This window comes from Pseudomonas libanensis (assembly GCF_001439685.1).
Taxonomy (GTDB): domain Bacteria; phylum Pseudomonadota; class Gammaproteobacteria; order Pseudomonadales; family Pseudomonadaceae; genus Aquipseudomonas; species Aquipseudomonas libanensis.
Map to the genome: position 1 here is coordinate 612634 of NZ_JYLH01000002.1, position 23811 is coordinate 636444.

At 62.7% G+C, this 23811-nt stretch carries 23 protein-coding genes and 1 pseudogene; 9 read left to right on the forward strand and 15 right to left on the reverse strand.

Annotation, left to right across the window (positions count from 1 at the left end; all coding sequences use genetic code 11):
- Nucleotides 1-401: 401 nt before the first annotated feature.
- The 3 genes from TU73_RS05220 to TU73_RS05230 all read right to left on the reverse strand — a co-directional run bounded on the left by TU73_RS05220 (nucleotide 402) and on the right by TU73_RS05230 (nucleotide 2913).
- Nucleotides 402-1532 carry an alkene reductase gene (locus tag TU73_RS05220; protein WP_057011290.1) on the reverse strand — a complete coding sequence of 377 codons (1131 nt, stop codon included), beginning with the start codon at nucleotides 1530-1532 and terminating at the stop codon, nucleotides 402-404.
- A gap of 77 nt (nucleotides 1533-1609) precedes the next feature.
- Nucleotides 1610-2287, reverse strand: coding sequence for a type 1 glutamine amidotransferase domain-containing protein (locus TU73_RS05225; protein ID WP_057011291.1), 678 nt, complete (start codon nucleotides 2285-2287; stop codon nucleotides 1610-1612).
- Nucleotides 2284-2913 (reverse strand): TetR/AcrR family transcriptional regulator, encoded by a 630-nt coding sequence (locus TU73_RS05230; RefSeq protein WP_057011292.1) that lies wholly within the window; start codon nucleotides 2911-2913, stop codon nucleotides 2284-2286. Before TU73_RS05230 ends, TU73_RS05225 begins: the two co-directional genes overlap by 4 nt.
- Before the next feature lie 173 nt (nucleotides 2914-3086).
- Between TU73_RS05230 and TU73_RS05235 the strand changes: the two genes are divergently transcribed.
- On the forward strand, nucleotides 3087-4025 hold the full coding sequence (locus TU73_RS05235) for a GlxA family transcriptional regulator (protein ID WP_057011293.1): 939 nt from the start codon (nucleotides 3087-3089) through the stop codon (nucleotides 4023-4025).
- A 102-nt stretch (nucleotides 4026-4127) separates the two neighbouring features.
- Here TU73_RS05235 and TU73_RS05240 read toward each other — a convergent pair whose 3' ends face one another.
- A complete protein-coding gene (locus TU73_RS05240; protein WP_057011294.1) occupies nucleotides 4128-4766 on the reverse strand; it encodes a GNAT family N-acetyltransferase in 639 nt (212 codons plus the stop codon).
- A gap of 48 nt (nucleotides 4767-4814) precedes the next feature.
- Here TU73_RS05240 and TU73_RS05245 point away from each other — a divergent pair, with 48 nt between their 5' ends.
- A complete protein-coding gene (locus TU73_RS05245) occupies nucleotides 4815-5687 on the forward strand; it encodes an undecaprenyl-diphosphate phosphatase (RefSeq protein ID WP_057011295.1) in 873 nt (290 codons plus the stop codon).
- Here TU73_RS05245 and TU73_RS05250 read toward each other — a convergent pair.
- The 5 genes from TU73_RS05250 to TU73_RS05270 are packed head-to-tail and all read right to left on the reverse strand — an operon-like array spanning nucleotide 5684 to nucleotide 10160.
- Entirely contained in the window at nucleotides 5684-6646 is a 963-nt protein-coding gene (locus tag TU73_RS05250) for a Dyp-type peroxidase (RefSeq protein ID WP_057011296.1), read from the reverse strand. The two genes, TU73_RS05245 and TU73_RS05250, sit on opposite strands and share 4 nt — an antisense overlap.
- A gap of 50 nt (nucleotides 6647-6696) precedes the next feature.
- A complete protein-coding gene (locus tag TU73_RS05255; RefSeq protein ID WP_057011297.1) occupies nucleotides 6697-7515 on the reverse strand; it encodes a sugar phosphate isomerase/epimerase family protein in 819 nt (272 codons plus the stop codon).
- Between the two features lies 1 nt (nucleotide 7516).
- Nucleotides 7517-8716, reverse strand: a complete 1200-nt coding sequence (locus TU73_RS05260; RefSeq protein WP_057011298.1) for an NAD(P)/FAD-dependent oxidoreductase — start codon at nucleotides 8714-8716, stop codon at nucleotides 7517-7519.
- The gene (locus TU73_RS05265; protein WP_057011299.1) at nucleotides 8713-9039 is read right to left on the reverse strand and encodes a MocE family 2Fe-2S type ferredoxin; all 327 of its coding nucleotides are present in this window, start codon (nucleotides 9037-9039) and stop codon (nucleotides 8713-8715) included. Before TU73_RS05265 ends, TU73_RS05260 begins: the two co-directional genes overlap by 4 nt.
- 29 nt (nucleotides 9040-9068) lie before the next feature.
- Nucleotides 9069-10160: a fatty acid desaturase family protein gene (locus TU73_RS05270; protein WP_057011300.1), complete on the reverse strand. Its 1092-nt coding sequence runs from the start codon at nucleotides 10158-10160 to the stop codon at nucleotides 9069-9071.
- A gap of 163 nt (nucleotides 10161-10323) precedes the next feature.
- On the opposite strand from TU73_RS05270, the gene TU73_RS05275 reads away from it, so the two are divergent.
- Entirely contained in the window at nucleotides 10324-11373 is a 1050-nt protein-coding gene (locus TU73_RS05275; protein ID WP_057011301.1) for a LacI family DNA-binding transcriptional regulator, read from the forward strand.
- A 135-nt stretch (nucleotides 11374-11508) separates the two neighbouring features.
- Here the strand turns inward: TU73_RS05275 and TU73_RS05280 are convergent, their stop codons facing one another.
- Entirely contained in the window at nucleotides 11509-13470 is a 1962-nt protein-coding gene (locus TU73_RS05280; protein ID WP_057011302.1) for a sigma-54 interaction domain-containing protein, read from the reverse strand.
- Between the two features lie 184 nt (nucleotides 13471-13654).
- Between TU73_RS05280 and TU73_RS05285 the strand changes: the two genes are divergently transcribed.
- Genes TU73_RS05285 through TU73_RS05295 form a run of 3 tightly spaced genes read left to right on the forward strand, consistent with a single transcriptional unit; the run spans nucleotide 13655 to nucleotide 16396 of the window.
- The gene (locus TU73_RS05285; protein WP_057011303.1) at nucleotides 13655-14674 is read left to right on the forward strand and encodes a Gfo/Idh/MocA family oxidoreductase; all 1020 of its coding nucleotides are present in this window, start codon (nucleotides 13655-13657) and stop codon (nucleotides 14672-14674) included.
- Complete coding sequence (locus tag TU73_RS05290) at nucleotides 14671-15450, forward strand: TIM barrel protein (RefSeq protein WP_057011304.1); 780 nt, start codon at nucleotides 14671-14673, stop codon at nucleotides 15448-15450. Before TU73_RS05285 ends, TU73_RS05290 begins: the two co-directional genes overlap by 4 nt.
- A gap of 19 nt (nucleotides 15451-15469) precedes the next feature.
- Nucleotides 15470-16396: a sugar ABC transporter substrate-binding protein gene (locus TU73_RS05295; RefSeq protein ID WP_057011305.1), complete on the forward strand. Its 927-nt coding sequence runs from the start codon at nucleotides 15470-15472 to the stop codon at nucleotides 16394-16396.
- A gap of 61 nt (nucleotides 16397-16457) precedes the next feature.
- Here TU73_RS05295 and yghU read toward each other — a convergent pair whose 3' ends face one another.
- Nucleotides 16458-17288, reverse strand: a complete 831-nt coding sequence (gene yghU, locus TU73_RS05300) for a glutathione-dependent disulfide-bond oxidoreductase (RefSeq protein WP_057011306.1) — start codon at nucleotides 17286-17288, stop codon at nucleotides 16458-16460.
- A 42-nt stretch (nucleotides 17289-17330) separates the two neighbouring features.
- A complete protein-coding gene (locus TU73_RS05305) occupies nucleotides 17331-18557 on the reverse strand; it encodes an MFS transporter (protein WP_057011307.1) in 1227 nt (408 codons plus the stop codon).
- Between the two features lie 65 nt (nucleotides 18558-18622).
- Here TU73_RS05305 and TU73_RS05310 point away from each other — a divergent pair, with 65 nt between their 5' ends.
- Nucleotides 18623-19609 carry an AraC family transcriptional regulator gene (locus TU73_RS05310; RefSeq protein WP_057011335.1) on the forward strand — a complete coding sequence of 329 codons (987 nt, stop codon included), beginning with the start codon at nucleotides 18623-18625 and terminating at the stop codon, nucleotides 19607-19609.
- Between the two features lie 85 nt (nucleotides 19610-19694).
- The gene (locus TU73_RS05315; protein WP_057011308.1) at nucleotides 19695-20291 is read left to right on the forward strand and encodes a glutathione S-transferase family protein; all 597 of its coding nucleotides are present in this window, start codon (nucleotides 19695-19697) and stop codon (nucleotides 20289-20291) included.
- A 139-nt stretch (nucleotides 20292-20430) separates the two neighbouring features.
- Here TU73_RS05315 and TU73_RS05320 read toward each other — a convergent pair whose 3' ends face one another.
- The gene (locus TU73_RS05320) at nucleotides 20431-21198 is read right to left on the reverse strand and encodes an SDR family NAD(P)-dependent oxidoreductase (RefSeq protein WP_057011309.1); all 768 of its coding nucleotides are present in this window, start codon (nucleotides 21196-21198) and stop codon (nucleotides 20431-20433) included.
- Nucleotides 21199-21336: 138 nt separating this feature from the next.
- On the opposite strand from TU73_RS05320, the gene TU73_RS05325 reads away from it, so the two are divergent.
- Nucleotides 21337-22485: an aldose epimerase family protein gene (locus TU73_RS05325; protein WP_057011310.1), complete on the forward strand. Its 1149-nt coding sequence runs from the start codon at nucleotides 21337-21339 to the stop codon at nucleotides 22483-22485.
- A 115-nt stretch (nucleotides 22486-22600) separates the two neighbouring features.
- Here TU73_RS05325 and araH read toward each other — a convergent pair whose 3' ends face one another.
- Together araH and araG are read right to left on the reverse strand one after the other, a co-directional pair.
- Complete coding sequence (gene araH / locus TU73_RS05330) at nucleotides 22601-23569, reverse strand: L-arabinose ABC transporter permease AraH (protein ID WP_057011311.1); 969 nt, start codon at nucleotides 23567-23569, stop codon at nucleotides 22601-22603.
- 9 nt (nucleotides 23570-23578) lie between these two features.
- Nucleotides 23579-23811: pseudogene (araG, locus tag TU73_RS29110) on the reverse strand (L-arabinose ABC transporter ATP-binding protein AraG); the annotation flags it as partial.

A 23811-nucleotide genomic window follows, 5' to 3' on the forward strand; every position in this document is an offset into this window, starting at 1 on the left:
GTTACTTTGGGGCTCTTTTCCAAAGTGACCCGCTGTCAGAGCGGAACCCTAAGTGGCCGTTACCGCAGGAATGGATATGTACCCGGTATAGCTGTGTCGCCTGCCAGGCCGCCTTCGCGAGCAAGCCCGCTCCCACAGTTTGATTGCGGGGTGTCAGGTAGATTGGCATCGGCTGGCAGGCCGTCATCGCAGGCAAGCCAGCTCCCACATTTGGATCGCGGTGCGTCAGCTAGATCAGCGTCGGCTGTCAGGCCGTCACGGGAGCAAGCTCCCTCGCCACAGATTTAGCCTCGTGCCGAAGTTGTGTAGATACCTATGCCCCGATAGCGGTGGGTCAGCCAACATCGATGTTGGCTGGGCTGACGTCTTCGGGGCAAGCCCCCTCCCACATAGTGCGCGTATCACTCTGGTTCGGCATACACCGGATAATCCACATACCCCGCCTGCGTCCCGCCATACAAACCCTCTGCCTTCAACGCATTCAACGGCCAGCCATTGAAAATCCGCTGGGGCAAGTCAGGGTTGGCAATGAAGGGCCGCCCGAATGCGATCAGGTCCGCCAGCCCGGCCTCGACCAGTCGAGCACCGCGCTCGGCGGTGTAGCGGCCGGCGTAGATGATCCTGCCGCTGAAGGTACTGCGCACCGCCTGGCGAAAGGTCTCGGGCAGGTCGGGGGCGTTTTCCCAGTCGGCTTCGGCGATGGACACATAGGCGATGCCCGACGCTTCCAGCACCTTGATCGCTTCGATATAGGTGTGGTGCGGGTCTTCCTCTACCAGGCCGATGTAGACCCGGTCCTGGTCGGTGCCACTGAACAACGGCGAAAAGCGCACGCCCAGGCGCTCAGGCCCGACCACCTTGCACACGGCCTCAACAATCTCGCGCAGCAAACGCAGACGATTGTCCAGCGAGCCGCCGTATTCGTCTTCACGAATGTTGGAATGGGCCGAGATGAACTGGTTGACCAGGTAGCCGTTGGCCGCGTGGATTTCCACGCCATCGAACCCGGCATCCAGGGCATTGCGTGCGGCCTGGGCGTAGTGCCCAACCAACTCTTCGATCTCCAGCCTCGTGAGCGCCCGGGGCACAGGGGGTTGCACCAGCTCCCCGACACCCGGGCCTGTTTCGATAAAGGCCTTGGCTTGCAACGCCGGCAGCGCCGAGGGTGCTACCGGCGCGGTGCCATTGGGCTGCAAGGCGTTATGGGACACTCGCCCTACATGCCACAACTGGGCAAAGATCACCCCACCCTCGGCATGCACCGCCGTCGTGACCTTGCGCCAGCCATCGATCTGCGCCGGGCTATGGATACCTGGCGTCCAGGCGTAACCCTGGCCACGGGGCTCGATCTGCGTGCCCTCGCTGACCATGAAGCCGGCACTGGCGCGCTGGCGGTAATACTCGGCCATCAGGTCGGTGGCGATATCCCCCGGTTGGGCGCTGCGCTGGCGTGTCAGGGGCGGCAGCACGATGCGATTGTTCAAGCGGTGATGCCCCAGTTTTATCGGGGTGTTCAAGATGCAGTCAGGCATGGGTAGTCCAAATTCAGGGCGAACGAAAACAGTGGCGACTCCTGGGAGTCGCCAAATGCACATAGCGGTTGGTTGACTTAAGCGATGAGGGTCAGCAGGGCCTTGGCCACTTCGCTGGAGCTACCGGGGTTCTGCCCGGTCACCAGCAAGCCATCGACGATCACGAAAGACTGCCAGTCGGTGCCCTTCTCATACTTGCCGCCCAACTTCCTGAATTCATCTTCAATCAGGAACGGCACCACATCGGTCAACTCCACCGCCGCTTCTTCCGAGTTGGAGAACCCGGTCACACGGCGGCCCTTGATCAACGGCTCTGCGTTGACCGCCTTGACGTGACGCAAGGCACCCGGGGCATGGCAGACAAAGCCGATGGGCTTGCCGGCCCGTTCGAACGACTCGATCAGCGCGATGGACACCGGCGACTCCGCCAAATCCCACAACGGGCCGTGGCCACCTGGGTAGAACACCGTATCGAAGTCGTTGGCGTTGACGGTGTCCAACTTGACGGTGGTGGCCAGGGCCTGTTGCGCCGCAGGGTCGGCGGCGAAGCGACGGGTTTGCTCGGTCTGGAAGTCCGGCAGGTCGCTGACCGGGTCCAATGGCGGCTGGCCGCCGGCCGGGGAAGCCAGCACCACCTCGGCGCCGGCGTCCTTGAAGGCATAATAGGGTGCGGCAAATTCTTCGAGCCAGAAGCCGGTCTTGCGCCCGGTATCGCCAAGCTGGTCGTGAGAGGTCAGTACCATTAATACGTTCATTTTCCAATGCCTCGATCAAAGTGGGTAACAGGGTTTTCAGGGCCGCCCAACAACTGTCGGGTCAGCAGCAGCGCCTCGGCGAACGGCGCAGTGGTACGGGTAATCTTGGCCATGACGCTGGTTCCCAACCACAGCGCATACAGGCGTTGGGCGAGGCTTTCGGGGGCTTGCTCGAAGGTGAGCGAGCCGTCTTCCACGCCGCGTTGCAGGGCTACGGCGAGCAATTCGATGGTGCGTGCAGTACCGCGTAGCAGGGCCAACCGCATCGGCTCTGACAGGTCCGAGACCTCGGCGCCCAGTTTGACGGCCAGGCATTTGCCGGCGTCGGTGCAGCCGGTGTGGTTGTCGATCCAGCGTTGCCAATAGCGCATCAGCTTGGCGTAGTGGGATAACCCCGGCTGATCGAACAGAGCCTGCATGCCTTGGACGTAATGGTCGAAATAGGTATCGAGCAACACCACACCGAACGCATCCTTGGAATCGAAGTAGTGATAAAACGAGCCCTTGGGCACTTCGGCAGCCTGCAGGATTTCGTTCAAGCCCACTGCGGAAAATCCCTTGGCACCGACAATCGATTGCCCACGTTCCAGAATCGCCTGCCGTGCACTTTTGCTTGGGTGGTTCATGCTTGACCTCATCCGATTAGACCAGTCGTCTAGTTCGTTGGGGCCATGTTAGGCAGCGAGGCAACGGCTCACAATGTCATATCCGCAAGGATTCCGGACATGGGCCAAAGTCGGTTGCCGTTTACCTGGCACACGCCGACAATTGCCTCTACCCCGCCCCTTGGAGAGATGCAATGCACAGCGTTGCGCTGATGGTTTACCCGAATTTCCAATCCTTGAGCCTCAGCCTGGGCTCGGTGTTCGAGTGCGCCAACCTGCTGCGCGGTGAGCCGGCCTACGAGTTTCACCTGGTATCGGAAAGCGGCGGCGCGGTGATGACCTCCCAGGGCTTTTCGGTGAACACCACGGCGATCCGGCCAGAGGGCTACGACACCCTGATCGTCAGCGGTTACCTGGAGTTTCGCCTGCCGGAGGCTAACCTGCTGGAGCTGGTCAAGGCGGCGTCGGCTCAATCGCGGCGCGTGGCCTCATTGTGCATGGGCATTTTCGTGCTGGCCGAGGCCGGTTTGCTGGAAGGCAAGCGCACTACCACCCACTGGATCCACGCGCCGGCGTTTCGCAAGCGCTACCCGGATATCCGCCTGGAAGAAGACAAGCTGTTCGTGGTGGACGGCCAGGTGTGGACCGGCGCCGGCATGAGCGCCGGGGTTGACCTGGCGTTGGCCATGGTGGAGAACGACCTGGGCAGCGACCTCGCCCGGCGCATCGCACGCAAGCTGGTGATCGCCCAGCGCCGCGGCAGCGAGCAATCGCAACTGTCGGCCTTGCTGGAACTGGACCCCAAGTCAGATCGCGTGCAACTGGCCCTGGCCTATGCCCGTGAAAACCTCACCCACGATTTATCGGTAGAAGCCCTGGCCGACGTCGCCCGGCTCAGCCCGCGCCAGTTCAGCCGGGTGTTTCGTGAAGAAACCGGGCAGACCCCGGCCAAGGCCATCGAAGCCCTGCGGGTGGAAGCGGCGCGGGCGATGATGGAAACCAGCCGTCACCCCGTGGAAGTGGTGGCCCGCGAAACCGGCTTTGGTGATCGCGAGCGCATGCGCCAGGCGTTTCTCAGGGCCTTCGGGCAACCGCCCCAGGCGATGCAGCAGGTGTTGTTCAATCCGGGCTAGGGGCGTAGCCGAGTTGTGGGCGTTCGAACTGTGGGAGGAGGCTTGCTCCCTCCCACATTTTGGTTACGGTGCGCAGCCTTCAATCTCAGCAATACCAGCTCGTCAGTGCAGCGAAACCCGGGTAATCAGGTAGCTCACCAACTGCGGCTCATCCTCCAGCTCGATCATCTGCACCGGGCGCGGCAGGGTATCCAGCACGGTGCGCCAGAACGCCTGGGACACTTCGTCCTGATCATAGAAACGCACCAGCCAATTGGCCTCTGCGCTGCACAGCACCTGGCTGGCGATGGCGCGGCCGATGCCCTTGCGGCGGTAGCGCTTGAGGATAAACAGGTCGGCCAGTTCCAAGGCGTCGATGCCCGGCAGTTCGCTGCCTTCGATCAACAGGAAACCGGCGATATAACCATCGACCAGCAACAGATTGGCGCTCCACTGCGGGTCGTTCCAGTAGCGGGCCAGGTGCTCGTCATGAATATAGAAACGGCCATCGGCCTCGACATCTTCCTGTTCCCAGTCCGAAGACTCGTAGGCGTAGTACTGATAGAGATTGCGGATCAACTCGGCGTCTTCAGGGCCGGTCTGGATCAATTCGACGGTGGTTTCAGGCATGGGGCTCTCGGTGAAAAAACGCAGGGCGCCATTGTTCACAAAAGTGCCGGTCACGCCAATGAATTGTCGAATCCTTTCTGTTGGCTGAACCGATTGCAGATAGCGCTTGCCCGGACCAATTTTCTGAAACATTTAGAATAAACTTCGCCGGTTTCCACCTTTTGCTCAAGGACTTTTACTTTGACCAACGTCTGTACCGCCGGCCTGGATGTCGGCTTTGCCTCCCTGGATTACCTGCAGATCTTCATCCTGGGGGTGATCCAGGGCATTACCGAATTGCTACCGGTGTCGTCCACAGCGCATATGCGCGTGGTGCCCGCCCTGCTCGGCTGGCAAGACCCGGGCTCGGCATTTTGCGCAGCCATGCAATTGGCGGCGCTGGCGGCGGTGGTCAGTTACTTCTGGCGGGATGTGCGCCAAGTCACCACCGGCAGCATCAGCGCGGTACGCCGGGGCGACTATAACGACCCGTGGTTCAAGCTGGCGGTGGCGATTGTGCTGGCGACACTCCCGATCGGCATTGCCGGGCTGGCCTTGTCTTCGACCCTGAATACCTGCAACTCGCCATTGCGCGGGCTGATGGTGATCGGCATTGCCTGTGTGGTGATGGCGATATTGCTGGCGCTGGCCGAAGTGCGCGCCCGCCACACCCGCGACGTCGGCCAGATGCGCCTGCGCGATGCGCTGATCGTGGGGGTGGCGCAGATCGGCGCGCTGATTCCCGGGGTATCGCGTTCGGGCTCCACGCTGACCGCAGCGCTGTTCCTGAATTTCAAACGCGAAGAAGCGGCGCGTTTTTCCTTCCTGCTGGGTCTGCCGGCCATCGCCCTGGCCGGTTTGAAAGAACTGTGGGTGCTGCTGCACGCCGACATGCCCGCCCACGCCTGGCCGCATTTGATCTTCGGCCTGGTGGTGGCGAGCATCTCGGCGTTCTTCGCGATTTGGGGCCTGATGAAGTTCCTGGAGCGCTTCTCCACCTGGCCGTTCGTGATCTACCGTGCGCTGCTGGGAGTCTTCCTGATTGTGGCGGTCAGCACCGGGTTGTTGAGTTAAGCCGTCGGTTCGCGGTCGGCCAGCGCTTCGAGCAGGTCGGCCGAGGGCACGAAGAACAAGCCACCGGTCACTGCCGTACTGAAGTCGAGCAAGCGGTCATAGTTGCCGACCGGGCGGCCGACGAACATGTTTTCCAGCATCTGCTCCAGCGGCTGCGGCGAGCGCGCGTAGCCGATGAAGTAGGTGCCGAACTCGCCGGCGCCCGGGCGGCCGAAGGGCATGTTGTCGCGCAGGATCTTCACTTCCTCACCGTTCTCGTCCGTGATGACGGTCAAGGCGCTGTGGGAGTTGCTCGGCTTGGCTTCTTCGTCCAGTTCGATATCCGCCAGCTTGGTGCGCCCGATCACCTTCTCCTGGGCTTCTACCGTCAAGCTATTCCAGGCGTTCATGTTGTGCAGGTATTTCTGCACCAGCACGTAGCTGCCGCCCTCGAATTGAGGATCTTCGTCACCGACCAGGGTGAATCTTTCGGCCTTGCGCCCTACCGGGTTTTCGGTGCCGTCGACAAAACCGATGATGCTGCGCATATCGAAATAGCGGAAACCCTGGACCTCATCCACCACCTTGACGCTATCGCCCAGGGCAGCCATCAGCTGGGTCGCCAGCTCGAAACACAGGTCCATCTGCTCGGCACGGATATGCAGCAGGATATCGCCAGGGGTCGACACCGCCTTGCGCCCTTCTACACCGAACTCACGAAACGGGTGCAGTGCTGCCGGGCGCGGGGCGCCGAACAGCCGGTCCCACGCATCCGAACCAAAGCCGCAGACGCAGGTCAGGTTGCCCGATGGCACGCGCTTGCCCACCGAACGCACAAGGCCAGCGATGTCGGCACACCAGCCACGCACGTTTTCAACCGCATCAGGGACCAGGGTGGCGACCATGAAAATCGCGCTGCTGGTGATCGGGAGGCACACGGACTGCGGTTCGAGAGGCGGCTGGACAGGGCAGGTTTTCATCAGGCGGATCCATAGGCTAAGGTCGGTTTGAACCGACGCAGGTTAGCAGATCAGCCGTGACAACTGGCCCACACCTGGCGAATCAGCGCTTTCATCTTGAGCGCCTCGGCCCAGCGATCAGTGAGTTCCCGCCCCTTTGCATCGGTGATCGCATAGGGTGGCGGGCCCAGTTCGCAGGTGAAGGCCAGGCTCTGGGGCGTCTCGGCGCGGGTCAGCCAGTCGTCGATCCCATAGCGCCACCAGTTGGTAAAGCGCTCGACCCACGGCCGGTGCTGGGGAAAATCCAGGCCCACCTGCACCTGTTCGCTGCTGGCGATGCGGCCATGAAAGCCCCAGCTATGGCGCAGGATCGTGCGTATCTGCTCGTCGTCTTCCAAGGCGCCGGGCTCGGGCAACTCGCGGCCGACGACGTAGTGGGACAGGTCCGCGAGCAGTTTCAGGTCGGGCATCTGCGCCAGCAGGTCGAGGGTGAACAACAGATCGTTGGTCAGTCGATAACGGTGGGTTTCCAGCAGGATCGGGAAGTCCACCTGTTCGGCCAGGCGTTGCCAACCTTCGATCAGCCTGACCGCCTCGGCCTGGGTACGCGGGCGCACATCGGCTTGCAGGGTGAGGTGGTGGCAACCGTAGCGGCTGATCACCTCCAGTGCAGCGGCCAGGTCATCCACCGATTGCGGGAACAGCTGGCCTTCGATCTGCAAGCCCCTGGCCGTGGCGGCAGCGTGCAGGCGCGGGACGGCGGCAGGCGCCCAGTAATGGTCGGTGATGCCGTCGAAACCGGCGGCGGCGATGCGGTCCAGCTGCGTGTCGAGGCTGCCAGGCTCGGTTTGCATGGCCCACATCGATTGGAATACCAGAAGTTGACGCATATCAGCCTCGCAACAGTGGTTTGAGGGGCACATCGGCATCTGCCAGACTGCCCGGGTTGAGCACAGTGCCCGCGGCAATCAGGCGTTCGCACAACTTGATGTCCCTGGCCGCACCGTTGCCCGGCGCCCAGCCGCAGGCACCTTGCAACCGGGCATCGTCGTCGAGGTAAAACAGCAGCAGGCCAGCGCCAGGCAACGCACGGCTGACCGTGCGTGCAGTCATTACCCCGACAGTCTGCAGACCCCAGTCGTATTGGTCGGACCAGAAACCGGGGAGCGTCTCGAATGGCAGTGCTCGTCCCAGCAGGTTCAACGCGGCGTGGCGCCCCTGGGCCTCGGCGTTGCGCCAGGTTTCCTGGCGCTGATAGATGCCAGCGAGGCGAAACTCGCAGACATCCCCCGCCGCATAGATATCCGATGCACTGGTGCGCAATTGCGCGTCGACACGAATACCCTGCCCGACTTCCAGCCCTGCTGCCGCCGCCAGCTCGATATTGGGTTGCATGCCAATGCCGGCCACCACCAGGTCACAGGGCAGCCGCTGCCCATCGACCAGTTGCACAGCGTCGGCGTGGATGCATTCGAGGGCGGCGTTCAAACGTACGTCCACACCTTGCTCACGATGCAGCGCCAGCAGCGCCGCACTGATCGGCGCCGGCAACACCCGGCTCGCCAAGCGTGGCCCGGCTTCAAGCAGCGTGACCTCACACCCCAGCCCCCGTGCGGTCGCGGCCACCTCCAGGCCAATAAAACCACCGCCGACCACGACCAAGCGGCTGCCGGGACGTAACCTATCACGCAGGGCCACGGCTTCATCGTGGGTACGCAGGTAAAACACAGGGGCCTGAGCCTCGGGCAGGCGTCGCGCCCAGCCGCCGGTGGCCAACAACAACCCGGTATAGGTCAACCATTGGCCGTCGGCCAGTTGCAGCCGGTGTTGCTGCGGGTCCAGGCGGCTCACCGGGTTGCCGGCGATATGCTCGATGCCCAGCACTGCCAGCCGTGCGCTGTCGCACAGGCTGCAGCCCGCCAGGTCCGTCGAGCCTTGCAGCACACCTTTGGACAGCGGCGGCCGTTCATAGGGCAAGTGCGCTTCATCACCGACCAGGATCAGGCGCCCGGTGTAGCCCTCTTCGCGCAAGGTCAGTGCCGCACGGCCACCGGCGTGACCGGCGCCAACGATGATCAGGGCTTGGCTCATCTTTCGGCCGTGACGGCGAGCAGTACCCGCCCCGCTTCGACCCGCACCGGGTAGGTCTTGAGGTTGACACACACCGGCGCGCCCAGGGCCTTGCCGGAACGGTAATCGAAGCGTCCGTTGTGCTTGGGGCATTCAATCACGTGGTCCATCACCAGGCCGTCCGCCAGGTGGATTTTCTCGTGGGTGCACAGGCCGGCGGTGGCGAAGAATTCATCCTCGGCAGAGCGGAACACCGCATAGGTGCGCGCGCCGTGGTCGAAGCGCAGTACGTCTTCGGGGTCTATTGCGCCCACGGCGCAGACGTCGATCCATTGATCGTTCATGGCATTGTTCTCTTGTTCGGGGATTAGGATCAGCCAGCAGAGGCTTCTGCGTGCAGAGCGGCAGGGGCGGATTGCGCCTGCGGGCGAATCGGACGCTGGACGAAATAGCTCGGGTCGCTGCGCTGTTTGCGGATCGTCGCGATGATTTCCCTGTAGGCCTCGAACAGGTTGGCGTACGGCGGCGGGCAGTCGCTGCGGATCTCTGCATGCAGTTGTTCAAGTGCGTGGTAAGGCACCATCGGGTACATGTGATGTTCGAGGTGGTAGTTCATGTTCATGTAGATAAAGCGCAGCACCCGGTTCATGTAGATGGTGCGGCAGTTGCTGCGGTGGTCGAGCACATCTTCGGCCAGGCCCACATGCTGGCTGAGGCCGAACAGGTAGCCGAGCCAGGCACCATAGAGACTGGGCAAGCCCACCAGCATCAGCGGTAGCCAGCTGTGCAGGTACACCGCAGTGCCGATGATCAGCGCATAAACCCCAATCCATATACGTGCGGCACGGAACACCTTGGGCCACTCGGACTCAGGGATGAAGTCTTGTTCTTGCGCACTCATCCGCCCAAGCGCATGGCGAGCCACGCCGCTGAAGGTCTTCCAGGCCAGGGGCAGGTTGAACAGGCTGAGAGCCATCATCCACAGGCTCGGCGGGCGCGGCTCGACGATCTCCGGGTCGCGGCCGACGACAATGGTGTCGGTGTGATGACGGGCATGGCTCCAGCGCCAGACGTGGGGTTCGAACAGGCACATGAAGCTCGCCACCTGGTACAGCCCATCGTTCATCCAGCGGGTCTTGAACGCGGTGCCGTGGCCGGTTTCGTGCCAGCGCGGGTTGGACGCGGTGCCGTAGAGCACGCCATAGGCCAGGAAGAACGGTACGCAGGCCCAGGAGCCCCAGAACCAATAACCACCAAAGCCTGTGACCAACAGCGCCGAGGCCCAGATGGCCGTGTCGAGCAAGGCTGGGCCGTCGCGGCGCTGCATCAGTTCTTTCATGCGTTTGCGCGAGATAGGCGACTGGTACCAGTTGGCCGAGACCAGACCCTTTTCGGCGGCGCGGGCCGCTTCGGGGCCAGTGAGGCTGTAGTCGCGCCGGGCGCGGTAAGCGGTGTGTTCAGGCATTGTTATTGTTCTCCGCAAGCGTGGGGTTTCAGGTGCTTTGCGCAACCAACCATAGAGCGCAGCCAAATCACCCTCAAGGCCTTGAATCCATTCCCTATCAAGCTATCATCCAGGCCCAGCGGGGCTTGATAGTTTTCTATCAAGACGCTCAAGGGGCCTGCCAATGCACAACCATAAACGCCCAACCATCGCCACCGTCGCCGCCCACGCGGGGCTCAGCGTGGCCACCGTCGACCGGGTATTGAACGCCCGCGCCCCGGTCAACCCGGGCACGGCCGAACAGGTGTTCCAGGCCGCCGAAGCCGTGGGCTACTTCGCTGCGCGACTGATCGGCCAGCGCATTCGCGAACGCCGGCCCACCTACCGATTCGGCGTGTTGTTGCTGGGCACCGCCCAGGCCTTCTATGCCAACCTCGCCCAGTCCATCAGCGATGCCGCGCAGCATCACGCCACCGCCAACCTGAGCTGCCAGTTCGACTACATCAAGGACCGTTCTGCGAATGCCATCGTCGCGCAGATCGAGCAGTTGGCGGTGCAGTGCGACGCCCTGACGGTGGTCAGCTTCGCCCATCCGCTGATCAACGCCTGCCTGGCGCAGATCCGTGACGCCGGCGTGCCGGTGGTTGCCCTGCTCTCGGATATCCATGAACAGGGCCTCGAACCCTACGTGGGCCAGGACAACCACGTGGTCGGGCGCACCATGGGCTGGCTGCTGGCACGCACCTGCGGCGCACGCAAAGGCAGCGTTGGCATTTTGCTCGGCGGCCATCGTTTTCTCGGGCACCAGGCACGGGTCAAAGGCTTGCATAGCTACCTGGCCGAACACGCGCCGGGCCTCAAGCCGTTGGAGCCGCTGATCAACCTGGATAACTGCGACATCACCGAGGAAGCCACCCTCGACCTGCTCGCCCGCCACACCGACCTGCGCGGCCTGTGCGTGGTGGGCGGCGGTGGTGATGGCGTGATCAACGCCCTGGCGCAACTGCCCAAGCGCCCGGCGTTGTGTTGCATTCTGCAGGAGTCGACCGAACTGTCACGCCAGGCATTGAGCCGCGGCTTGATCGATGTGGTAATGGACTCGCAGCCGCGGCAGACGGCGGCGGCGCTGGTGCAACTGCTGATGCAGTTGCTGAATGATGAAGGCTTCGATCCAGGGCGGCATCGGGTGCATATACCACCGCAGATAGTGACCTCGGAAAACATGGGCACCTGAGATAGGGAGAACACAAGGCGTGTGCGACGATTCGACTTGCCCCGATGGCGATGAACCCGTCAAAAGTTCAGAGGCTGACACACCGCTATTGCGGCATGGGTATCTACGCAACTTTGTAGCTGCCGACCGTAACATTCACCGCCCGCGAAAATCCCCTGCATCCAAGCCAAACCGACCCATCTTGTTGTACAGCCCGCCCCGCGACACGTTGAGTTGCCGGGCCGCCAGGCGGATATTGCCGCCCGTGTTTTTCAGCGCGGCAACGATGGCGTGCAGTTCGTGGCTGCTCAGATCCTGCGCGGGCTGGGGCTGGTAAAGGCGCAGCGTCGCTCGTTGCTGGGTTTCCAGTGGCAAGTCGGCCGGCTGGATCAGCTCAGCCATCGCCAGGTTGGTCGCCCGCTCGATGGCGTTTTCCAGTTCACGCACATTGCCCGGCCAGCCATGGGCTGACAACAGCGCCAACGCCTCCGGCGAGAAACCCTGCACTGGCTTTCGCAACGAACGCGCACAGCGCTGCAGGAAATGCCGTGCCAACAGCGGGATATCCTCGCGGCGCATACGCAACGGCGGCACGGTGAGGTTCAACACATTGAGGCGATAGTAAAGATCCTCACGAAACGCGCCCTCGGCCACTGCCTGGCTCAAGTTGCGATGGGTGGCGGCGATGATGCGCACGTCCACTGGGCGCGAATTTTTCGCGCCCACGCGGGTCACTTCCCCCTCCTGCATCACCCGCAACAGGCTGACCTGGGCATCGAAGGACATGTCGCCAATTTCATCCAGGAAGATGGTGCCGCCATCGGCCAATTCAAACTTGCCCGCAGACCCACCTCGTGCCGAGCCGGTGAACGCGCCTTCGACATGGCCAAACAGTTCGCTCTGCACCAGGTCCCGGGGGATGGCGCCGCAGTTGACCGCCACAAACGGGCCGTTGCAACGCTCACTGGCGTTATGAATGGCCTGGGCAAACAGCTCCTTGCCGGTGCCGCTTTCGCCGAGGATCAAGGTGGTGGCGTCGCCGCGACTGGCAATGCGCCCCAGGTGCAGCGCGTCCTGGATCGCCCGCGAGGTGCCCTGGATGGTGTCGAAGGTATAGCGCGCCTGGGTGCCGATAAGGCGCCGGGTGATTTCGCGGATGCGGCGGTTTTCGCGCACCGACACGATCACCCCGCCCTGCTCCAGCGGGCATACCGAGACCAGGCAGGCGAGCTGGCTGCGGTCGTGCAGCTCAAAGGTGCAATCGAGGTCACGCACTGGCTCACCCAGCGAGCCACTCAACTCACTGCGCCCCAGGCGCCGGAACGGACTGCCGATCAGCTCCAGCCCCACCCCGAACAACTGCCGCGCATAACGGTTGAGCGCCTTGATGCAGCCGCGCTCATCCAGCACCACCAAGCCTTCGTTCAGCACTTCGAGCACCGCTTGTTGTTCTTCCAGCAACACCTGCAGCGCCATCTGCCGCGACACCGCTTCGGCTGCCGCCTGGACGGTGCCCAGGGTATGGAAATGAAACCAGCCGGGCTCGGCGGTCAGCGTGAGCATGGCCAATGTCAGGCCCTGGGCATCCTTGATCGGCGCGGCGGCGCAATGCATGCGGCGCTGGCGCAGGGCGCCGGCAAAGTTCTCCTCGGCCAACACGTACATCAGGCGATCTTCGGCCAGCGCCAGCCCGGTGCAGTTGGTGCCCTGTACCGATTCCAGCAGGCGACTGCCCACGGGGGTAATGTCCAACCCGCAGAAATACAGGGTGGTGCCCTCGGCATCGGTAAGGTTGATATGACCGCGCGGGTTATAGGCCAGCAACCCGTGCATGACTTGCGCGGCGGCGGCGATCAGTACGCGGTGATTGGCCAGGGTTGCCGCCAGCGTTTGGGCGGCAACGAAACGGTAGTGACTGTCATCGGGATCGATCCCCGCCTCGATACTGCGCCGCCACGAATCCCAGATGACCTGGCGCACCTCGGCCGGGCGTTCGAGCTGGCCGGACAGACACGTTCGCCAGCCCTGCTCCAACGCAGCGACGGGGCCGTCATTCAGCGCAGCAGGCCCCAGGGCCGTGAGGTAGTCGAGGTCTTGCACGCTGAACGCCAGGGTCATCGAGGTATCCATGTTCATGTTTTTGACATGTCAGTATAGGCATGTCATCCAAATGAACACATTTTGTTTAAGCTATTTTATAAACCATTACTAATCAATGAGTTATGAATTGGCATAACCCTTGCTCCTGCCCTCTAGGCCAGCCAGGACTGTCCTGCGGCCAACAATAAAAAGGGGTCACTTCATGAGTACACAGAATATCCGCCTGGGCTTGATCGGTGCCGGTCGCATGGGCAGCTTCCACGGCCTTACGGCGGCGCGCCACATCCCCGGCGCTTGCCTTGCCGCCATCGCCGATCCCACCCCAGGCCAGGCCGCACGCCTGGCGGCAGAGCTGGGGGTGGACAGGGTCTACACCGATCCACAACAGCTGTTGGACGACCCCGATATCGACGCAGTGCTTATCGCCTCACCTGCCCGTAGCCACGCCGACCTGGTGATCAGCGCCGCCCGTGCCGGCAAGGGTATCTTTTGCGAAAAACCCATGGCGATCACACTGGACGAAGCCGATCGCGCCATCGCCGCTGCCGCCGACGCCCGCGTGCCGTTGCAGGTCGGTTTCAATCGGCGTTTCGCCAAGAGCTTCCTTACCGCCCACCTCGATGTCGCCGCCGGCCGCATCGGTACGCCGCAGTTGCTGCGCTCGCTGACCCGCGACCCGGCGCTGAACAACCCTGCCAATTCGCCGCAATGGGTGATCTTCCTGGAAACCCTGATCCACGATTTCGACACGTTGCGCTACCTCAACCCCGGCGCCGAAGCGGTGCAGGTATATGTGATGGCCGACGCACTGATCGCCCCAGCGTACAAAAGCCAAGGCTTGCTCGACACCGCCGTGGTCACGATCCGCTTCGACAACGGCGCCATCGCCACCGCCGAGGCCAACTTCCAGGCGGTGTATGGCTACGATGTGCGCGGTGAAGTGTTCGGCAGCCAAGGCATGCTGAGCATGGGCAGCCTCAATGACTGCGACCTGGTGCGCTACCTGGCCGAGGGCATCCAGGCCGACAGCCAACGAATGGACACTGACCTGCTGCGCGACGCCTATATTGCCGAACTCAACCACTTTGTTGACTGCCTGCGCAGCGGCGCCAAGCCCCTGGCCAGCGGTGAGGACGCGCGCGCGGCCCTGGCGATTGCGCGCGCCTGCATCGAGTCGTACGAAACCGGCAAGTCTGTGGCCGTGCAAGGGGCGCGCCGATGATGCCGTTCACATTGGCCGTCAGCGCCGAGATGGTGTTTCTCGACCTGCCCTTCATCGAACGCGTCAAACGTATCCACGCCCTAGGGTTCAGCGCCGAAATCTGGAGCTGGACCGACAAGGACATCGACGCCCTGGCCGCGACCGGCGCGGACTTCACCTCGATGACCGGCTACATCAGCGGCACCCTCACCGACCCCGAAGGCAGCCGCAAACTGCTCGACAGTGCCCGCCAATCCCTGGAGATTGCCCAACGCCTCAATTGCCCCAGCCTCAACCTGCACGGCACCGGCCTGGGCGACGGCGGCCTGCCGGTGCAGCCGGTCAGCCAGACCTCGGGGCGCATGTGGCTGAGCGCCTGCAAGACCCTGGAAAAAATCGCACATCTGGGGGAAGACGCCGGCCGTGTGTTCCTGCTGGAAAACCTCAACACCGCCGTCGATCACCCCGGCACGCCCTTCGCCCGCGCCGACGAGACCCTGGCGCTGATCGAAGCCGTAGGCAGCCCACACCTGAAGATGAACCTGGACCTGTACCACGCGCAGATCGGCGAAGGAAACCTGATCGAATTGATCCAGCGCGCCGGCAGCGCCATTGGTGAAATCCAGGTGGCCGACGTGCCCGGGCGCAAGGAGCCCGGCACCGGCGAAATCCACTACCCGGCCATTGCCCGTGCGCTGCACGCCATGGGCTACACCGGCGTGGTAGGCCTGGAGGGCTGGGCCAGCGGCACCAGCGAATTGGCCCTGGAGCGCTTCCGCCAGGCATTCACCCTATAACAATAAAAGGAACATCCTTATGCATCGTTATTCATTGCTAGTGGCCGCGCTGCTGTTGCTGTTCAGCCAATGGACTTTCGCCGCGTACCGCATTGGCGTGAGCATTGCCCGGGTCGACGATAACTTCATGACCTATGTGCGTAGCGGCCTGGAGGCCGCGGCGAAACAGCAGGACGTGCAGATCCAGTTCGAAGACGCCCAAGGCGATGTGGTGCGCCAGCTCAACCAGGTCGAAGGCTTTCTCAACCAGAAAGTCGATGCGGTGATCGTGCTGCCGGTCGATACCGCCGCCACTGCCAACATCACCCGCGCCGCCGTGGCGGCCAAGACTGCGCTGGTGTACGTCAACCGTCACCCGGATGAACGCACGCTGCCCAAGGGCGTAGTCACGGTGGCCTCCAACGACATCGAGGCCGGGCAACTGCAGATGCGCTACCTCGCGGAAAAACTCGGTGGCCAGGGCAATGTCGCGATCATCATGGGTGACCTCGCGCAGAACGCCACCCATGACCGCACCGAGGGCGCCAGACAGGTGCTCAAGGACTTTCCCGGTATCAAGATCGTCGAGCAGCAAAGCGCCGAATGGCAACGCAACAAAGGCATGGACCTGACCAGCAACTGGCTGCTGGCAGGCACGCAGTTCGATGCGATCGTGGCCAACAACGATGAAATGGCAATCGGTGCGGCCATGGCATTGCAGCAAGCGGGCAAGGCCAAGGGCGAGATTGCGATTGTCGGCATCGACGGCCTGCCCGACGGTTTGGCGGCGATCAAGCGTGGGCTGCTTGCTGCTTCAGTGTTCCAGGACCCCAAGGCCCAGGCGACCCAGGCGGTGCAAGCGGCGATCAAGATGATCAAGGGCGAACCGATTGAAGCCGAGGTGTGGGTGCCGTTTGAACTGATCAAGCCTGATCAGGTGGCGATATTCGAACAGCGCTACAAATAAATCGAAGAGAAGGAGAACTAAATGTGGGAGGGGGCTTGCTCCCTCCCACACTGGATCTGAATCAGTCCAGGTCACTCGCATCATGCCGCTCGGGCAACTGATCATCGCCCGACACCCTGTTCACCCGCCGCCCGCGCTGCACCGCCGGCCGGGCGTCAATTGCGTCGGCCCAGCGCAGCACGTGCTTGTATTCATGCACCGAGAGAAACTCCGCCGAGTCGCCATACAAGCGGCCCTTGACCAGCCCGCCGTACCAGGGCCAGATGGCGATATCGGCAATGGTGTACTCATCGCCGGCGATGTACTCGCTCACCGCCAGGCGCTTGTCCAGCACGTCCAGCTGACGCTTGGCCTCCATGGCAAAGCGGTTGATCGGGTACTCCATCTTGCTCGGCGCATAGGCATAGAAATGCCCGAAGCCCCCCCCCAGGTAGGGCGCGCTGCCCATCTGCCAGAACAACCATGACAGGCATTCAGCCCGGGCCGCAGGCTCGCTGGGCAAGAACGCGCCGAATTTCTCGGCCAGGTACTGCAGAATCGCGCCGGACTCGAACACCCGAATCGGCGTGGCACCACTGCGGTCCATCAGGGCCGGAATCTTCGAGTTCGGGTTCACCGCCACAAAGCCACTGCCGAACTGGTCGCCGTCGCCGATCTTGATCAGCCAGGCGTCGTATTCGGCGCCGGTGTGCCCGAGGGCCAGCAACTCTTCGAGCAGGATCGTGACCTTCTGCCCGTTGGGCGTGGCCAGGGAATACAGCTGCAGCGGATGCTTGCCGATCGGCAGCTCTTTATCGTGGGTAGCACCGGCGATGGGCCGGTTGATACTGGCGAAGGTGCCGCCGCTTTCGGTGTCCCAGGTCCAGACCTTTGGGGGTAGATAGTCAGCCATGCCACTGCTCCTCAGGAATTGCGATCAACGAAGCGTTCCAGACTAAACCAAAGACGGGTGGTGCGTCACACCGGCATCCCGGTCTTGTCGAGGCACCTGTACGCGCAGGGCGATAAGCAAGGCCGCGAGCAACATCAATACGCCCGCGCCCACAAACACCCCACCAATGCCGCTGACGCTGAACATCAACCCGCCACCGGCAGCCCCTGCGGCAATCGCCGACTGCACCGAAGCGACCACCATGCCGCCGGCGCTTTCGGCCTGGTCCGGCACGGCACGGGCGACCCAATTGGACCACGCCACCGGTACGCCGCCGAACGCCATGCCCCACAGCGCCAGGAGCAACGCCTGGCCCGGCAGTGACACCGGCAGCCAGACCAGGGCCAGTGCCGCAATGCCCACCAGCACCGGCATCAACACCAACGTCCCACGCGGGTGGCGCACCAGTAGCCAACCGGCGAGCAAGGTGCCGACGAAATTCGCCACGCCGAAGCCCAGCAGCATCAGGGCCAGCCCCTGGGTATCGACGCCGGTGGTGCTTTCCAGGAACGGACGAATATAGGTGAACAATGCGAAATGCGCGGTATGTACCAGTACGCAGCCGAACATGCCCATGGCGATGCCCGGACGCAGCAGCACCTCCAGCACGGTGCGCAGGCGTGCGGTGCCATTGGGCACCAGGCGCGGCAGGGTGAACGCCTGGAACGCCAGGGTCACACCGCCCACGGCAGCCGCCGCGATAAACGCACTGCGCCAGCCGTACAGGCCACCCAGGTAGCTGCCCAGCGGCACGGCGACTACCGTGCCCGCCGCAATCCCGCTGAAGATGATCGACAGCGCCCGTGGCAGGGACGCCGCCGGCACCAGGCGCATGGCCACCGCCGCCGCCATGCTCCAGAAACCGCCCAGGGCGATGCCCAACAGGATGCGCATCAACAACAGCACGGTCAGGCTGGAAGACAGCGCCACCAGCAGGTTGGAAGCGATCATCAGCGTGGAGAACCCCAGCAGCACCACGCGCCGGTCGATGCTTCGGGTCAGGCCGGGCACCAGCAAGCCGGCAAACAACGCCACCACCGCCGTCACCGTCACCGCCTGGCCGGCCAGCGCTTCCGAGACACCCAGGTCCAAGGCCATGGGGGTCAACAAACTGGCCGGCAGGTATTCCGCCGTCAGCAAACCGAACACCCCCATTGCCAAAGAAAATACCGCCAGCCAGGCCGGCTCCGTCACCACCCCGGCAGGGGCTTGGGCTGCATATTCGCTCATCACAGGTCATCCTCAGATCATTAGCAAGGCGGCCAGTCTAGGTTTGCCTGGCAGGATGATCTATGATGCAAACCCTTGAGTTTTTGACCGAAACCCCGACCATGACTGCCGCGGATGCTTTTACCCTGTCTTCCGACCTGATCAATGAACTGTTGCGCGGTATGCGCCTGCGCGGTGTGCAGTACCGGCGCATCCAGGCCGGGCCGACCTTCGGCATGGGCTTTGGCGCCAAGCCCGGGCATGCCTATTTCCACTTTCTCGCGGCCGGCCACGTGACCTTGCGCGGCGAGGATGGCGACCTTTTCGAGCTGTCGGCGGGCAATGCGGTGTTCATCGCCCATGGCGGCGCGCATGCACTGTTATCCGACGCGAGCACCGATGTGCAAGATATCGGCGATTTCGACAGCGCACCGCTGGGGAACGCGGTCTGCGCCGTGGATGCGTCACCTGAGACCGTCCCCAGCACTCTGCTGTTCAGTGCTTGCATGGAATTCGAACTCGGCAGCATCCAGGGGCTCGGCAACCTGATGCCGGCGCTGATGCTGATCGATGCAGGGGGCCAGCGTTACCCCGGCCTGATGCCGATCCTGGCGGTGATGGAACGGGAAGTCTCCACGGCCCGCATCGGCTTTGCCGGCATCCTGGCGCGCCTGGCCGATGTGGTGGCGGCGATGATCGTACGCGGCTGGGTCGAATGCGCCTGTGGCAACGCCTCGGGCCTGGTGGCGGCGCTACGCGACCCACGCCTGGCCCGCGCCCTCCTCGCCCTGCACCAGCAGCCGGGCCGCGACTGGAGCGTGGCGGAACTGGCCGCGCAGTGCCATACCTCGCGCTCGGTATTTGCCGATCGCTTCCAGGCCATCCTCGGCATACCGCCGTTACGCTACGCCACGGAGCTGCGCATGCGCCTGGCCAGCCAGTGGCTGACGCTGGAGCGCATGCCCATCGAAACCGTCGCGCAACGCCTCGGCTACACCTCCCAGGCGGCGTTCAGCCGTGCCTTCAAGCGCATCACCGGGCAACCGCCTGGGGCGGCCCGCAGTTCAATGTAGCGACTGCCCCATCAAGCATTGCGCACCCTGATCATGAAGCCTTAATCTCGTCAGCCAATCACACCGCGAAAGCAATGGAGGCTGCATGAAACTGGTCGGAATGCTGGACTCGCCCTACGTACGCCGCGTGGCGATTTCCCTGGACTTGTATGGGGTGGAGTTTGTGCATGAGCCGCTATCGGTGTTCAGCACCTTCGCGGAGTTTTCCCAGGTCAACCCGGTGGTCAAGGCGCCTACGCTGGTGCTGGATGACGGGACAGTGCTGATGGATTCGAGCCTGATCCTCGATTACCTCGAAACCTTGGCGCCAGCTGACAAGAAGCTGCTGCCCCAACAACCGGCCGCTCGCGCCCATGACCTGCAACTACTCGGCCTGGCGCTGGCGGCCTGTGAAAAAAGCGTGCAGATCGTCTATGAACACAACCTTCGTCCCGCCGAAAAATGGCATGCGCCTTGGCTTGAGCGCGTTACCGGGCAATTGCTGGCGGCCTATGCGTTGCTGGACAAGCAACTGGCGAGCAATGAAGCGCTGACCCAGGCCTCCCTGACCGCAGCGGTCGCCTGGTCGTTCAGCCAGTTCACCGTGGCCTCGGTGGTAAAGGCCGATGCCTTCCCCAACCTCAAGCACCATGCTGAACGCCTGGAGCAGCACCCGGCATTCAAGCGTTACCCCATCGAGTGAACACCGCGTATCAACTGTGGGAGGGGGCTTGCCCCCGATGGCTGTGTATCAGTCAGCCTATTTTAACCTGACCCACCGATATCGGGGGCAAGCCCCCTCCCACATTTGGACGGCGTCGCTTTGAGCAATTATGCCCGGCTTACACCCAGCCGCCGTCAACGATGAAGTTCTGCGCCGAACACATCGCCGAAGCATCCGAGGCCAAAAACAGGGCCATGTTGGCGATGTGTTCCGGCATCACACTGCCGGGCAGGCACTGGCTGCGTGCGATGAGTTCCCTGGCGGCGTCGTCGACCCACATGGCCAGTTGTTTTTCGGTCATCACCCAACCTGGCACCAAGGTGTTGACGCGGATGCGGTTGGGCCCCAGTTCCCGCGCCAGGCCGCGGGTCATGCCGTGGGCCGCGGCCTTGCTGGCGGCGTACACCGGGTAACCGGCCGAGGCCATCATCCAGCCGACCGAGCCCAGGTTGATGATCGAACCGCCACCGGCCTCTTTCATCATCGGCACCACCGCCTTGGCGGCAAAGAAAGCGTGCTTGAGGTTGACTGCGATCAACTGGTCGAACATTTGTGAGTCGATTTCTTCCAGGCTGTGGCGCACGTCATTCGCCGCATTATTCACCAGTACCGTGATCGGCCCCAGCGACTGCTCGAAGCGCCCGATGGCAGCGCGGTAGCCAATTTCGTCGGTGATGTCGCAGCACTCGAACTCCACGGTAAACCCTTGGGAATTCAACAGCGCGGCCAAGCGTTCGCCCTGGCTTTGCGCACGGTCCACGAACCCCACCTTGGCGCCTTGCGCGGCGAAGGCGCGCACCATGAACTCGCCAATGCCCGAGGCACCGCCGGAAATCAGCACGGTTTTGTCCTTGAGGTCGGGATAAATCGCTTGCTGGGTAGTCATATCAGTGATCGCTCTGCCTATTAGTCTTATTTTATTTTGCAAATACGCCGTTAAAGGCTATAAATCCGGGGTCATTACGACAAAATATCTCAAATTAGTAGAACTATTCCATCCAAAACAACAAAAGGAAGTTCGACCATGAAGCACCCTCGTTACCTGCTGTCCGGTCTGGCGCTGTCCATGCTGGTCGCCAGCGGCGGCACCCAGGCCGCCGGCCTGACCAGCGAACACAAACCCTTCGGCAAAACCAATGACGGCACCGCCGTCGAACAGTACATATTGCGCAACAGCCATGGCATGCAAGCCACGGTGATCACCTACGGCGGCGTATTGCAGTCGCTGAAGGTGCCGGACAAACACGGCAAGGTCGACGACGTGGTGCTGGGCTTCGATGACGTGCAGGGCTATCAGGCCGGCACGGCATTTTTTGGCGCGACCATCGGCCGTTTCGGCAACCGCCTGGCCGGCGGCGCCTTCGATCTCGACGGCAAACGCTACCAGGTGCCGCTCAACGACGGTCCCAACTCCCTGCATGGCGGCGCCCAAGGCTTCGACAAGCAGGTATGGCAAGCCCAGCCGGTCAAGGACAAGGACTCGGTGGGCGTCACCCTCACCTACCTGTCCAAGGACGGTGAAATGGGCTTCCCCGGTAACCTGAAGACCGAAGTCACTTACCGCCTGAACGACAACAACGAACTGCATATCGACTACAAGGCCACCACCGACAAACCGACGGTGCTCAACCTGACCAACCACAGCTACTTCAACCTCGCCGGCGCGGGTAACGGCGACATTCTCAAGCAGGTCGCCACCCTGCATGCCAGCCACTACACACCCGTGAACGCCACCCTGATCCCCACCGGTGAACTGGCGCCAGTCAAGGGCACGCCAATGGACTTCCTCAAGCCCACGCCTATCGGCCAGCACATCAAGGCGGACCATCCGCAGCTCAAGTTCGCCGAACCGAAACAGGGTGGGTTCGACTTCAACTGGGCGCTGGATACCAAGGGCGATGTGAAGCAGCTCGCCGCCGAAGTGCATGACCCTGAGTCGGGCCGGCGCTTGCAGCTCTACACCAGCGAACCGGGTGTGCAGTTCTATACCAGCAACTTCCTCGATGGTTCGGTGAAGGGTAAAGGGGGCAAGACGTATCAGCATTGGAGCGGGTTTACCCTGGAGACCCAGCATTTTCCGGATGCGCCTAATCAGCCAGGCTTTGCGTCAACTCGCTTGAATCCTGGGCAGACTTACACCCAGCACACTATTTTCAGATTCACCGCTGATTAAACTGTGGGAGCTGGCTTGCCTGCGATAGCGCTGGTTCAGGCAACACTTGTGTAGCCTGTGCCAGCGCTATCGCAGGCAAGCCAGCTCCCACATTTTGATCTTCACAGGGCGAACATTAGCGTTGTTTCATGCGGTCGATGACGACGGCCAGGAGCAGGATCGAGCCGCGGATCACATACTGGTAAAACGTGTCGATGTTCTTAAGGTTCATCGCGTTCTCGATGATCGCCAGGATCAGCACCCCGGCGATCACATGGCGAATCATGCCGATGCCGCCGCTCAGCGACACCCCGCCCAGTACGCACGCAGAGATCACCGTCAGCTCGAAACCCTGGCCAATCATCGGTTGGCCGGAGGTCATGCGCGAGGCCAGGATCACCCCGGCCAGCGCGCCGATCAGGCCATGGACGGCGAAGATCAGGATCTTGGTGCGGTCCACGTTGACCCCGGCCAGCAGCGCCGCTTCCGGGTTGCCGCCGATGGCCATGGTGTTGCGCCCGTAGGTGGTGTAGTTGAGCAGCCAGCCGAAGAACAGGAAGCAGACGATGGTGATCAGGATCGGCACCGGTACGCCGAACAGTTGGCCGTTGCCGAAGACGAAGAACTGCTCCTCGGACACCCCTACTGCCTTGCCGTCGGCAAAAATGTACGCCAGGCCGCGCACGATCTGCATGGTCGCCAAGGTGGTGATCAAGGCGTTGACTCGCAGCTTGGCGATCACGATGCCATTGATCAGGCCGACCATCAGGCCCATCAGCAACGCCGCGCCAATGCCCAGCATCACGCTGTCGGTATCGCGCATCACAATCGCCGCCACCACCCCGGCGCAGGCAATCACCGAGCCCACCGACAAGTCGAAGTGCCCCGACGCCAGGCAGAACAGCATGGTGCACGCGGCAATGCCGACGGTGGAAATCGCCAGGCCCAGGCCGCGCATGTTCAGCGGCGACAGGAAGTTATCAATCAGCAAGGCGCACAGCACAAAGATGCCCACTGCCGCCAACAGCATCGCCCAGTTGTCGAGCAATGCGCGCATATCGAGGGGTTTGCGTGCCGAGGGCAACGCGTTGGGTTGGGTTGTCATCGTCTTCTCTCAGTTCGCCGCGCCGCGTGGCAAAGCCAGTTGCAGCAGGTTGGATTCGGTGGCGTGTTCACGCCGTTGTTCGCCACGCAGGGCACCTTCGCACAGCACCAGAATGCGGTCGGCAATGCCCATGACTTCCATCAGGTCGCTGGACACCACGATCACCGCAATGCCGCTGGCCGCCAGGTTATGGATGATCTGGTAGATCTCTGACTTGGCGCCGATATCGATGCCACGGGTGG